12 protein-coding genes are annotated in these 12534 nt (G+C 70.6%); 7 read left to right on the top strand and 5 right to left on the bottom strand.

Annotation, left to right across the window (positions count from 1 at the left end):
- Position 1: 1 nt before the first annotated feature.
- Both RB614_RS29530 and RB614_RS29525 read left to right on the top strand, forming a co-directional pair.
- Positions 2 to 952 (top strand): glycosyl hydrolase, encoded by a 951-nt coding sequence (locus tag RB614_RS29530; RefSeq protein ID WP_308715950.1) that lies wholly within the window; start codon positions 2 to 4, stop codon positions 950 to 952.
- Between the two features lie 319 nt (positions 953 to 1271).
- On the top strand, positions 1272 to 2453 hold the full coding sequence (locus tag RB614_RS29525) for a Fic family protein (RefSeq protein ID WP_308715949.1): 1182 nt from the start codon (positions 1272 to 1274) through the stop codon (positions 2451 to 2453).
- A gap of 29 nt (positions 2454 to 2482) precedes the next feature.
- On the opposite strand, the gene RB614_RS29520 is transcribed toward RB614_RS29525, so the two are convergent.
- Complete coding sequence (locus RB614_RS29520) at positions 2483 to 3220, bottom strand: WecB/TagA/CpsF family glycosyltransferase (protein ID WP_308715948.1); 738 nt, start codon at positions 3218 to 3220, stop codon at positions 2483 to 2485.
- A gap of 90 nt (positions 3221 to 3310) precedes the next feature.
- Between RB614_RS29520 and RB614_RS29515 the strand changes: the two genes are divergently transcribed.
- Both RB614_RS29515 and RB614_RS29510 read left to right on the top strand, forming a co-directional pair.
- The gene (locus RB614_RS29515; protein WP_308715947.1) at positions 3311 to 4252 is read left to right on the top strand and encodes a sulfotransferase; all 942 of its coding nucleotides are present in this window, start codon (positions 3311 to 3313) and stop codon (positions 4250 to 4252) included.
- Entirely contained in the window at positions 4252 to 5154 is a 903-nt protein-coding gene (locus RB614_RS29510; protein WP_308715946.1) for a glycosyltransferase family 2 protein, read from the top strand. Before RB614_RS29515 ends, RB614_RS29510 begins: the two co-directional genes overlap by 1 nt.
- Before the next feature lie 64 nt (positions 5155 to 5218).
- On the opposite strand, the gene RB614_RS29505 is transcribed toward RB614_RS29510, so the two are convergent.
- The 4 genes from RB614_RS29505 to RB614_RS29490 are packed head-to-tail and all read right to left on the bottom strand — an operon-like array spanning position 5219 to position 8503.
- Entirely contained in the window at positions 5219 to 6034 is an 816-nt protein-coding gene (locus RB614_RS29505) for an ABC transporter permease (RefSeq protein WP_308715945.1), read from the bottom strand.
- Positions 6031 to 6750, bottom strand: coding sequence for an ABC transporter ATP-binding protein (locus RB614_RS29500; protein ID WP_308715944.1), 720 nt, complete (start codon positions 6748 to 6750; stop codon positions 6031 to 6033). The genes RB614_RS29505 and RB614_RS29500 overlap by 4 nt, the downstream gene beginning before the upstream one ends.
- Before the next feature lie 41 nt (positions 6751 to 6791).
- Entirely contained in the window at positions 6792 to 7814 is a 1023-nt protein-coding gene (locus RB614_RS29495; protein WP_308715943.1) for an S-adenosylmethionine:tRNA ribosyltransferase-isomerase, read from the bottom strand.
- On the bottom strand, positions 7811 to 8503 hold the full coding sequence (locus RB614_RS29490) for an SDR family NAD(P)-dependent oxidoreductase (RefSeq protein WP_308715942.1): 693 nt from the start codon (positions 8501 to 8503) through the stop codon (positions 7811 to 7813). The genes RB614_RS29495 and RB614_RS29490 overlap by 4 nt, the downstream gene beginning before the upstream one ends.
- A gap of 137 nt (positions 8504 to 8640) precedes the next feature.
- On the opposite strand from RB614_RS29490, the gene RB614_RS29485 reads away from it, so the two are divergent.
- From RB614_RS29485 to RB614_RS29475, 3 genes are all read left to right on the top strand, one after another.
- Positions 8641 to 9768, top strand: coding sequence for a GAF domain-containing sensor histidine kinase (locus RB614_RS29485; protein ID WP_308715941.1), 1128 nt, complete (start codon positions 8641 to 8643; stop codon positions 9766 to 9768).
- A complete protein-coding gene (locus RB614_RS29480) occupies positions 9761 to 10396 on the top strand; it encodes a response regulator transcription factor (RefSeq protein WP_308715940.1) in 636 nt (211 codons plus the stop codon). The genes RB614_RS29485 and RB614_RS29480 overlap by 8 nt, the downstream gene beginning before the upstream one ends.
- A gap of 158 nt (positions 10397 to 10554) precedes the next feature.
- A complete protein-coding gene (locus tag RB614_RS29475; protein WP_308715939.1) occupies positions 10555 to 11787 on the top strand; it encodes an epoxide hydrolase family protein in 1233 nt (410 codons plus the stop codon).
- Positions 11788 to 12534: the final 747 nt, after the last annotated feature.

Below are 12534 nucleotides of genomic sequence, written 5' to 3'. Positions count from 1 at the left end.
GATGCTGCTGGCGCTGCTCGCGCTGGCGGGGTGCGGCGGGCCGCAACCGGCGCCCCCACCCCCACCCCCGACGGTGTCCGCGACCCACAGCGGCCCGTACGCCGCCGGCCCGGTCGTCCCGCCGGCCAAGGGCGCGCTGCTGGGCGCGTGGGTGAAGCCGGACAGCTACAGCCAGCCCGGCCGGCTCGCGGCGATCGAGGGCCTGCAGCGCGACCTGGGGCGCCGGCTGGACATCGTGAACACGTACCGGCGCTTCGACGAGGACTTCGGCACCGAGTCGGACCGGGAGTTCATCAAGCAGGGCCTGACCATCATGCTGAGCTGGGCCTCCGGCGACACGCGGTCGATCACGTCGGGCCGGCACGACGACCTGATCCGGGCGCAGGCCCGCCGGGTGCGCGCGGCCCGCGTGCCGGTGCTGCTCCGCTTCCGCTGGGAGATGGACCGGCCGAACCTGCGGGCCACGATGTGGTCGGCGGAGGACTACATCGCCGCCTGGCGGTACGTGCGCCGGATCTTCGACGAGGAACGTGTGCGCAACGCCTCGTGGGTCTGGTGCCCGACCGCGAAGGGCTTCGAGCGCGGCGAGGCGCCCGCCTTCTACCCCGGCGACGACGTGGTCGACTGGACCTGCGTCGACGTGTACGCGGGCAGTGACCTGCGCCCGATCGGCGAGCTGATGGCCCCGTTCCTGCGCTGGGCCGCCGCGCGCGACAAACCCATCATCGTAGGCGAGTTCGGCGTGGCCCGGGCGTGGGGCTCGGCGGCGCGGGTGGAGTGGCTGCGGGACGCCGCCCGCACCTTCAAGGCCAACCCCCAGATCAAGGCCGTCTCCTACTTCGAGTCCGACGACGACAAGGGCCCGACCGGCCACTTCCGCCTGGCGAACGACCCGCCAGCGTTCGCGGCGTTCGTCGAGCTGAGCAACGACAGCTGGTTCAACCCGAGGTAGCGCACTTCGTCGAACACGCCAATCTTGAAGAACATCTCCACAAATACGAATAAATCTTGACACGTTGCCCAGGATGAGCCGGGCGCACAAACTGCCGTAGTTGGCGGCGCCAGCCGGCAACCGTGAATCCGCTGCCGCGCGGCAGTTCGTGACTCCTCCGTCACGGCACCGCACCCGTTCGTGCCTCACGCCTTCGCCAGGACAAACCAGCGGACAGTCTACGGGACAGTGACCCCTGCTATGACCGCCGAGATCGGGGGGACATGATCTTTGTTCTTCCAGGTAGGATGCCATGACTTGGTGGTCGATGGAGGAGACAATGAACCGGCTGTTCGAGCGCACCCATCCCTGGATCAACTTCAGCTTCCAGCTCAAGAGGCTGGACTACACCACTTGGATGCTCCTCGGAGAGGCCGAGTCAAAGTGTGAGCACATCGCTGGCGTACCGCTACGACCCGACATCGCCGAAAAGATGAACAGGATCTATTTGAGCAAAGGAATTCACGGCACGACCAGCATTGAGGGAAATACGTTGTCCGAGGGAGAGGTACTGGCGCGCGTCAGCGGTGATCTCCCGCTTCCACCGTCACGCGAGTACTTGGGCCGTGAGGTTGACAACATTCTCGAAATTTGCAACGAAATCATCGATGACGTTATCGCCGGAAAGCCCCTTGTCTTAACTCCGGAGCGCATATCTGAGTTTAATGGAAGGATACTAAACGGGCTTCCCTTGAGCGGTGAAGTTACGCCCGGCGCTTTGCGGAATCACTCCGTCGTCGTCGCAAACTATCGAGGTGCGCCGGCAGAGGACCTGCCCTTCCTGATGGACCGGTTCTGCGAATGGATCGACAAGGATTTCGATCCCGGTTCAGCAAGAAACATGGGCTTTGTAGTCGCAATTCTTCGCGCGATTCTTGCGCATCTATACATCGCATGGCTACACCCTTTCGCGGACGGAAACGGTCGAACGGCACGGCTCATCGAGTTTCAACTCTTGATTCAGGCCGGAGTGCCGATGCCGGCAGCTCAGCTACTGTCCAACCACTACAACAAGACCAGAGATCGCTACTATCAGGTCCTTGGGAGTACCAGCCAAGGCGACTTCCCGGTGCAAGACTTCATCAAGTATGCGATTGAAGGTTTCGTCGACGAACTGCGAGATCAAATCGACTACATTCGGGAACAACAGATGCACGTGACGTGGGAAAATTTCATCCACGACGTGTTCCGCACACAAGAAACACCCGCAAAGCGGCGACAAAAGCATCTTGTCTTGGATTTTCCCCCAGACAAGCAAATCGCCCTCAACGAAGTTAGGCATATCAGCCCGCGCCTCGCCGAAGAATACGCCGGAAAACAGCAAAAGACGGTGAGCCGAGACATCAATGAACTGACGTCGATGGGCCTGATAAGGAGGGTTGGGAGTCGCGGACGGTTCGTCCGGGTCAACCGTGCGATTATCAGCGCCTTCCTTCCGATTCGAGCAGAGGTATCGGAATAGAGTCCGGCTTTCATCTCCCCTGCGGTCTGCTAGCGGCGGACGGCCTTCGTGGCTAGGAGGCGGAGCGCGTACGGGGCGTCGTGGCGCAGGTAGCGCTTCGCCAGGCGCCTGGGCTCGTTGCCCAGCCGGTGGGCCCACTCCAGCCCGGACTTCTGCATCCACCCTGGCGCCCGCTCCCGGTCCCCGGCGACGAAGTTGATCGCCGCGCCGCAGCCGAGGAACCAGGTGAACGGGAGTTCAGGGCGGAGCAGCGACACCAGCCACTCCTGCTTCGGGAAGCCGACGCCGACGTAGACCAGGTCGGGCTTGGCCTCGACCACGTCGCGGCAGACGGACCCGAGCAGGTGCGGGTCGTCCTCGAAGCCGTACTCCGGGCTGCGCCACCCCGCGACGCGCAGGCCGGGGCACTCGGCGGCCAGGCGGTCGGCGGCCCGGCCGGCGCCATCCACCCAGCCCGGGTCCTCGGGCTCGCCGCCGAGCAGGTACACCGAGCGGCCGTCCTGCCCCAGCCCCTTCGAGAGCGACCAGATCAGGTCCGATCCGGTCACCCGCTCTGGCAGCGGGGTACCGCCCAGGCGGCTGGCCCACACCAGCGGTGCGCCGTCGGCGACGACCAGAGTGGCGTCGTCCAGATAGCCGCGTACCTCGGGATGCTGGCGGGCGCGGCGCAGGATGTCGACGTTCGGGGTGACGATGCGGCCGCCTTCGCCCCGGTCCAGGGCAGCCCGGACCGTCGCCACCACCTCCGACTCGGTGATGGCGTCCACGGAGACACCGTCAAGCACTATTCGTTCCGGCATAGGGGTCCTATAACTTGATCGCTCGTTATTAGGACAGAACGAGCGAAGGTGGGGAAAGTGGCACGGGTGCTGTTTCTGGGCGGCCTGGGGCGCAGCGGAACGACGCTGGTCGAACGCCTCCTCGGCGAGCTGCCCGGGGTGTGCGCGCTGGGCGAGGTCGTGCACCTGTGGCAGCGCGACGTACGCGACGACGAGCGGTGCGGCTGCGGGGCCCGGTTCTCGGCGTGCGAGTTCTGGGACGCGGTGGGTGAACGGGCGTTCGGCGGCTGGCACCAGGTGGACGTGTACCGCGTGCTCGCCCTCCAGCGCGCCGTCGAGCGGACCCGCTACATCCCGCGCCTCGCCGCGAGCCGGCTACCCGAGGATCACGTCGCGCTGATCGAGGAGTACGCCGGCTACTACGCCTCGATCTACGAGGCCGCGGCCGCCGTTTCGGGCGCCGAGGTGGTGGTCGACTCCTCCAAGCACAGCGCGCTCGCCCACTGCCTGCGCTGGTGGCCCGGTCTCGACCTGCGGGTGGTGCACGTCGTGCGGGACGCGCGCGGCGTCGCGTACTCCTGGACCAAGACCGTGGTGCGTCCGGAGGCCGAGGTGCCGGCGGAGATGACGCGCTACTCGCCGGCGCGTTCCGCCCTTCTCTGGAACGCCCACAACGCCGCGTTCGGCCTCCTGCGCCGCCGCGGTGTCCCGGTGCGGCGGATCCGGTACGAGGAGTTCGTCAACGACCCGCGGACCGGGCTGCTCGACCTCGCCGCGTTCGCCGGGCTGGACGTCGCGGTGTCGGACCTGAAGTTCATCGACGGCGAGGAGGCCGAGCTGCGCTTCGGGCACAGCGCGGCCGGCAACCCGATGCGGTTTACGGTCGGGCGGGTGCCGCTGCGCCGGGACGACGCGTGGCGCGACGCGTTCGCGCCGGCCCAGCGCCGGCTGGTCGGCACGGTCTGCGCGCCGCTGCTGCGCGCCTACGGGTACCCGCTGCGCAGCCGGAGGCTGCCGTGATGCCCTCGGTCGGGGTGGTGATCCCGACCCGCAACCGCCCCGAGCTGCTGCGCCGGGCCATCCGGAGCGTGCGCGAGCAGGACTACCCCGGGCCGCTGCGGATCGTCGTGGTCTTCGACCAGAGCCAGCCGGACCTGCTGCTGGCCAGCACCGACGGCGTACCCGTGATGGTGGTCGCGAACTGGCGCACGCCCGGCCTCGCCGGCGCCCGCAACACCGGGATCCTCGCGCTCGACAGCGACCTGGTGGCGTTCTGCGACGACGACGACCGCTGGGCACCCTGGAAGCTGAGCCGGCAGGTGGCGGCGCTCGGCGCCGGCGACTTCGCCACCTGCGCGATCGAGGTGGAGTTTCGCGACCGGTGTACGCCCCGGCTGGCCGGCTGCGACCGGGTGACGGTCGAGCAGCTGGCCCGGTCGCGGATGGCGATGCTGCACTCGTCGAGCTTTCTCGTCCGGCGCGGCACGCTGGTCAACTCCGCCCAGCTCGGCCTGGTCGCCGAGGACGCGCCGGGCAGCCAGAACGAGGACTGGGACCTGCTCTTCCGGGCCGCCCGCCGATCGCCGATCGTGCACGTGGACGAGCCGCTGGTACGCGTGCTCTGGGGCCGGACCTCCCACTACGCCTACGAGTACGACACGAAGATCTCCTCGCTGCACTGGATGATGGAGCGCCACCCGGAGATCCACGGCAGCCCGCCCGGTGCCGCCCGGGTGTACGGGCAGCTCGCCTGCTGGTCGGCGGCGAGCGGCAACCGGAGCGACGCGTGGCGCTGGACCCGCGAGGCGATGCGCGCCAACTGGAAGGAGCCGCGCGCGGCGATCGCCCTCGCCGCGATGAGCGGCGCCGTCAAGGTCGAGAACGTGCTGGCCGCCCTCCACCGGAGAGGCCGAGGGATCTGAGCCGGCTGCCTGCGACCCTCGCCACCCGCACCGGCCACGAGGAGACCAGGAGTGAGCCGGCGCGCTACGAGCCGAACCGCGACAGCTTGCCCTTCAGGCGGGCGTAGCGGAGCGCGTACAGCAGGAAGGCGAGCGCGCCCGCCACGTACGCCACGTCGAGCAGCGCGGCCACGGCCAGCCCGCCCCACCCGACGCCGCCGCCGGTCAGGACCGCGCGCATGCCCTCGAAGACGTGGCTCGCCGGCACCAGCGCGGCGACCGCCTGGGCCGGGCCGGGCAGGACCGACAGCGGGTAGAAGACCGCCGCGAACGGCTGGAACACGAACACCAGGATGAACGCGACGATCTGTGCGCTCTGCCCGAACCGGATCACGGCGGCGATCGCCACGACGCCGAGCGCCCAGCCCATGACCATCAGCACCGCCATGAACGGTACGAGCCCGGGGCCGATCGTGAGCAGGCCGAAGCCGTAGAAGACGAAGGCGAGCGTCGCCATCACGCCGATCGTCGCCGTCACCTTGACCACGCTGGCGAGCACGAGGCCCGCGACGTACTCCAGAGTGGACAGCGGCGAGACGAAGACGTTGAGCAGGTTGCGGCTCCACACGTCGAAGAGGAAGCCGAACGCCAGCTCGCCCTGGGACCGGTGCATCACCTGCCACAGCAGCACCGCCCCGAGCAGCATGGCCACCGCGATGTGCACGCGGTTCTGCTGCATGTACATCGAGACCAGGCCCCAGAGCACCAGCTCGGTCGTGGGCCAGAACGCCATGTCGACCATGCGCGGCGGGTCGCGGCGCAACGCGAAGAAGTCTCGCCGGAGCACGCTCGCGATCCGCCGCCGCCGCGCCGCGGCCCCGTCCAGAACCAACGAACTCATCCCCGCGCCACCCTCAGGAAGACCGCCTCCAGATCGTCGACCCCGTACGCCCCGGCCAGCTCCACCGCGCTGCCGGTCGCGACGATCCGGCCGCCGGACACGAAGTGGATGCGGCTGCACATCCGCTCCACCTCCGGCATGTTGTGCGACGTGATCAGCATGGCCCGCCCGGTGCGGTGGGCCTCGCGCAGCAGCAGCTCGCGGATCCGGTCGCCGACGTCCGGGTCGAGGTTGGCCGTCGGCTCGTCGAGCACCAGCAGCCCCGGCTCGTTGAGCAGCGCCTTCGCCAGCTGCACCCGGGTCTGCTGCCCGGACGAGAGCTGCCCGTAGCGCCGGTCGCGCAGCTCGCCGAGGTCGAGCAGCTCGGTCACCTCGGCCACCTGGCGGCGCGGGTTACGCAACCCGTACATGTGGGCGAAGACGTCGAGCAGCTCGTCGACGCGCAGCACCCAGGGCAGGCTCACGTAGCTGGCCGCGAAGTTGACCCGGGACAGCGTCCAGGCTCGGTGCCGGGCCAGATCGCGCCCGAACATCCGGACCGTGCCGGTGTCCGGCGTCGTCAGGCCGAGCACCATGTGCAGTGTGGTGGTCTTGCCGGCGCCGTTCGGCCCCAGCAGCCCCACGATCTCCCCCTCGCCGACGCTGAAACTGACCCCGTCGACGGCCGTCACGGGGCCGAACCGCTTCGTCAGCGACACAGCCTCGAGCACGGTCATGGCATCGATGCTCCGAGTAAAGGCCCGGCCGGGCAACGCATTTACGGCAGGATGAGATTGACGTCGCCGAACTCGTGCCACAGGTAGCGCGACCCGATCGCCTCGGCGTACATCCGGTCCAGCAGCGGCCGCCCGGCGACCGTCTCCAGTAGATCGAGGTGCGACGCGCGCGGCTCGTGAAAGCCGGTGAGCAGGCCGTCCACCACGCGCACACCGCGTTCCGGCGTGACCACCAGCTCGGTCCAGCCGCGCGCCGCGGCCACCACGCCGTTCCCGGTGGCCGCCGTCTCCAGCGCGCGGACCGCGGTCGTGCCGACCGCGATCACTCGGCCACCGCCCGCCTTGGCCTGGGTGACGAGCCGCGCGGTGGTCTCCGGCACGACAAACCTCTCCGGGTACGGGCGTTCGTGCGCTTCCGGCGACGCCACACCGGTGTGCAGGAGCACGGGTACGAGCAGCACGCCGGCCGCGACGAGCCGGGTGACCACCCGATCGCTGAACGGCCGGGCCGCGCTCGGCATCTCCGCGCTCCCTGGCTCGGTGGCGAAGACCGTCTGGTAGTACGACAGCGGCCAGGCCCGGGGCACGTACCCGTACCGGATCGGCCGCCCGTACACCCGCAGGTACCCCGGCACCGGCCCATGGGTGTCCACAGTGGCCGTCCAGAGTCGACCCCGCGAGTACTCCTCGCGCAGGCGGACCGACCCGCCGCCGGGCAACGGATACCGCTGCCCGGCGACGCCCCCGTCGTACGGCCGGTTCGCCTTGCCCGCCGCCTCGCGCAGCTCGACGAGCCACTCGCCGCGGTCGAGTTCGGTGCTGAAGTGGACGGTGAGCGCGGTGCCCACGACCGGTACCGCCGCGGGGAGCGTGCCCGAGGTGTTCACCACGAGCACGTCCCCGGCCCGGAGCAGGCGCGGCAGGTCGGTAAACCGGCGATGGGCGGTCGCGCCGGTGGACACCTCACCGGCGAGCAGCCGTACCCCGTCCCGGGCCAGGCCGCGCGCCTCCGGCGGCTCGTGCGCCTCCAGCTCGGCCGGGAGCGTGAACTCCCGCACGCTCATGCCGGCGCCCCGGTCAGCAGGTCCGTGAGGCGGACCCGCCCGGACGGCGGCCGGTTCTCGACCAGCCGCCGGAACGCCGGTACCACCGTCCGCGGCTCCGGGCGGTCGCTGATGTCCTCGCCCGGAAACGCCTCCTGGTGCATCCGGGTGCGCAGGTCACCGGGGTCGACCCACCACACCCGTACCGCCGGCTCCTCGGCGGCGAGGACGCGGCTGGCCTGCTCGACCGCGGCCTTCGCCGAGCCGTAGCCGCCCCACCCCTCGTACGCCTCGACGGCCGCGTCCGAGGTCACGTTCACCACCGCGCCGGCGTGTACCCGCAGGCCGGGCAGGGCGAGCTGGGCCAGCGCGAGCGGGGCGACGACGTTCACCTCGTACACCTCGCGGAGCGCGTCCAGCGGGTAGTCGGCCAGCCGCGGCTGCGGGCTGGGGCCGAGGATGCCCGCGTTGTTGACGAGCAGGTCGGCGCCGCCCAGCCGGTCCGCGGCGGCGACCAGGGCCACCCGGTGCGCCGGGTCGGTGACGTCGCCGGGCAGGGCGGTCACGTCCCGCGGTACGCCGGCGGCGGCCTCGGCGAGCGTGGCCGGGTCCCGGCCGTCGAGCACGAGGTCCCAGCCGGCCTCGGCCAGTCCGTGGGCGAGCGCCAGCCCGAGCCCCCGCGAGGCGCCGGTGATGATTGCGACAGGCATGGTTTTGGTAGGCACAGAGTCGACGCTAGGTAGCGAGGGCTCCCCTGCCATCGGGCCCTGGCCGGGCCGGGCCTCGGTCTTTGGTCCTAGGACCACGGCCCGATCCGAAACAGCGTCACCGTGGGTAGCCTGAGAGTGTGTGCGATCGCGGTGAGCTGCGCGAGGTGAGCGCGGCCGTGCTGGCCGTCACCGCGCACCTGTCCGTGCGCGAGGTGCTGCGGACGATCCTCACCTCGGCCCGCCGCCTGCTCGGCGCCCGGTACGCCGCGCTCGGCGTGCCGGACAGCGACGGCGGCTTCGCCGAGTTCCTGGCCGACGGGGTCAGCGACGAGCAGTGGCGGGCGATCGGGCCGCTGCCGCGCCAGCACGGGGTGCTCGGCGAGATGCTCCGCTCCCCGCACGCGGTGCGGATGGCCGACATCCGGGAGCATCCCCGCTTCGGCTGGTGGCCGCGGGCGCACCCGGTGCTCGAAGACTTCCTCGGCATGCCGATCGTCGACGGCGACGAGATCCTCGGCGAGCTCTTCCTGGCCAACAAGACCGAGCCCGGCGGCTTCACCGCGGACGACGAGGAGCTGCTCCGGCTGCTCGCCGCGCACGCCGCGATCGCGCTGGTCAACGCCCGGCTCTACGAGCGCAGCCGGGAGCTGTCCATCGTGGAGGAACGCAACCGGATCGCCCGGGAGCTGCACGACGCGGTCGCCCAGAAGCTCTTCAGCCTGCGGCTTACCGCCGACGCCGCCGCGACGGTCGTCGACCGCGACCCGGCCGCAGCCGCCGTGCAGCTGGCGACGGTACGCCGGCTGGCCGCGGACGCCGCCGGCGAGCTGCGCTCCATCGTGGACGGTCTGCGCCCGGTGGACCTCTCCGGCGACGGGCTCGACGTGGCGCTGCGCAAGCAGGCCGAGCTGCTCGACCGGGTGCACGCGGCGTCGGTCCGCTTCGCCGGCTCCTGCGTGCCCCGCCTGACCGCCGCCCGGGAGGAGGCGGTCTACCGCACCGCGCAGGAGGCGTTGCACAACGCGCTGCGGCACGGCGCCCCCTCGTCGGTGACCGTCGACCTGCGCGCCGAGGGCGGCAAGGTGGTGCTGCGGGTGGAGGACGACGGCCGCGGCTTCAACACCGCCGCACCGGTGCGGGCGGCGCGCCGGCTGGGCCTCGCGTCGATGCGCGAACGGGCCGCGGCGGTGGGCGGCGTCCTCGAGGTCACGTCGGCGCCGGGGGCCGGCACGAGCGTACGGCTGGAGGTGCCCACCGGTGGCTGAGCCGATCCGCGTACTTGTCGTCGACGACCACCCGGTCGTGCGGCAGGGGCTGCGCACGTTCCTGGACGTGCAGGAGGGCATCACGGTGGTGGGCGAGGCCGAGGACGGCGCCGCCTGCGTGACCGAGGCCGAGCGGCTCCGCCCCGACCTGGTCCTGCTCGACCTACGCATGCCCGGCACCGACGGGGTCGCCGCGCTGCACGGGCTGCGTGACCTGGACGACCCGCCGCGGGTACTGGTGATCACCAGCTTCACCGAGCCGACCGCGGTCCTCCCGGCCGTCCGCGCGGGCGCCTCCGGCTACGTGTACAAGGATGTCGACCCGCCCGCGCTGGCCGCCGCGATCCGTGCCGTACACGCTGGTCATGTGCTCCTCCACCCCGACGTGGCGCGGCTGCTCGCGGCGGGTGACGCGCCGCCGGCCACGGCCCCGCTCACCGCGCGCGAGCGCGAGGTGCTGATCGAGGTGGCGCGCGGCCGCTCCAACCGCGAGATAGCCAAGGCGCTGGCGGTGTCGGAAAAGACCGTCAAGACGCACGTGAGCGCGATCCTCGGCAAGCTCGACCTGCAGGACCGCACGCAGGCCGCCCTCTACGCCGTCCGCACCGGCCTCGTCCAGCCCCTGTGATCAAAGCTCCCCTCACGTCGTTCTAACGGCTTGAGGGGAGCTTTGATCACTTCCGGGAGGTCCTCCAGCGCGGGGGGATATCACCCGGACCGGGCGGCTGCGCCTCACCCGGCGGACGGGCAGCGTGAGTGGCGAGAGCCAACGAGAGGGAGACCCACATGGCTGCCAAGAGCAAGGTCCCGGTGGGTGGCGACGGAATCCGGCCGTTCACCGTGGCGGTCCCCGAGGCGGACCTCCAGGATCTGCGCGCTCGGGTCGCGGACAGCCGCCTGCCGGAACGGGAGACCGTCGCCGACCAGTCGCAGGGCGTGCAGTTGGAGACGATGAAGGAGCTGGTCCGCTACTGGGCCAACGACTACGACTGGCGCGCGGTCGAGTCCCGGCTGAACGCGATGCCACAGTTCATCACGGAGATCGACGGGCTGGACATCCACTTCATCCACGTCCGGTCCCAGCACGGCGGCGCGCTGCCGCTGATCGTCACGCACGGGTGGCCCGGGTCCGTCATCGAGCAGCTGAAGATCGTCGACCGGCTGACCAACCCGACCGCGTACGGCGCGAGCGCGTCGGACGCTTTCGACCTGGTGATCCCGTCGCTGCCCGGTTACGGCTTCTCCGGCAAGCCGACCACCACCGGTTGGGACCCTCCGCACATCGCGCGGGCCTGGGTGGAGCTGATGGGCCGCCTCGGGTACTCGCGCTTCGTCGCGCAGGGCGGAGACTGGGGCGCGATCATCACGGACGTGATGGCGGGTGGCCGTGACGCGCCCGCACCCGCCGAGCCGGCGCCGCCGGAGCTGATCGGCATCCACACCAACATGCCCGGCGCGGTGCCGCCCGACGTCGACAAGGCGATCCAGGCCGGCGAGGCGCCGCCGTCCAACCTCACGGCCGAGGAGCGGCGGGCCTGGGACCAGCTCGCCTTCGTATACACGCACGTCGGCTACGCGGGCATCATGGGCTCGCGCCCGCAGACGCTGTACGGCCTGACCGACTCACCCGTCGGCCTGGCCAGCTTCATGCTCGACCACGACGCCCGCAGCTACGACCTGATCGCCCGCGCCTTCGGTGGCGAAGAGGAAGGGCTCAGCCGGGACGACATCCTCGACAACATCACGCTCTTTTGGCTGACCAACACCGGGATCTCCGCGGCCCGCCTCTACTGGGAGAACAAGTTCAGCTTCTTCGGCGCCAAGAACGTCTCGGTACCCGCCGCGGTCAGCGCCTTTCCGGACGAGCTCTACCAGGCCCCGCGCAGCTGGGCGGAGCAGGCCTATCCCCACCTCGTGCACTACAACAAGCTCGACCGGGGTGGGCACTTCGCGGCCTGGGAGCAGCCGGACCTGTTCGCCGACGAGGTCCGCGCCGGCTTCCGGTCGCTACGCACCTGATCACGGGTGGCTTCGGCCGCTGGCGGCTCCGCGGCCGGCGATCTCACCCCGGCCCCCGCGGGGAGCCGGTGGCCACCTGGCGGTCCGTGTGTCCACGACACCCCGCCACCGCGCCGGCGGCCGGGGGCGGACGTGTGTTCGGGGAGCTCTCGAGCTGCCCCGTTTGTGCGTGCGGCCGCACAGCTTCCACGCACCCACCGCGGGCATGACCGCGACTTCGACGCGGGGGTGGCGCCGGGTGGGCTTGTGTCGCGGAGCCGGCAGTGGAGGCCGGGGATCTCGGCGAGCGCCAGCTCGCCGCCGGCCGCAGCGGTGCCCGCGGGAGCGAGCGGTCCACAGCTGGCACGGACCGGGGCAAACAAGCCCCTACCCCTAGATGATCTATTCCAAGGGTGGGCTCGCTCAGCGGTACTGGAAGTACGTTATGAGGCCGCCATAACGTACTTCCAGTACCGCTGAGCAGAGACTCGGTCCTTGACCGACGGCCAGTGCCACCTGACGCCTCGGGCGGGCCTGTCGGGGCCGGGTGGGTTGCGGTCGCCTAGCGCGGAGGCTGAGGTCGCGGGAGCAACGGTCCGGACCCAACGCCAGTCAGCTTGAGTTGATCAAGGTCGGCCGACGGTGCATCCCGGGCGACCGCGACGATCCCATGATCGACACTTCGATCGGGATCGTCCCAGTAGATCGTGGTACGGATCGGCCCGCCTGAGGGCAGCTGCGTACCACGATCTCGACGCCCGCCCGGTG

Source organism: Phytohabitans maris (genome assembly GCF_031085175.1).
In the GTDB taxonomy this organism is placed as follows: domain Bacteria; phylum Actinomycetota; class Actinomycetes; order Mycobacteriales; family Micromonosporaceae; genus Phytohabitans; species Phytohabitans maris.
The sequence above is the reverse complement of the archived record's forward strand: the minus strand, read 5'-3'. Positions and strand labels throughout refer to the sequence as shown.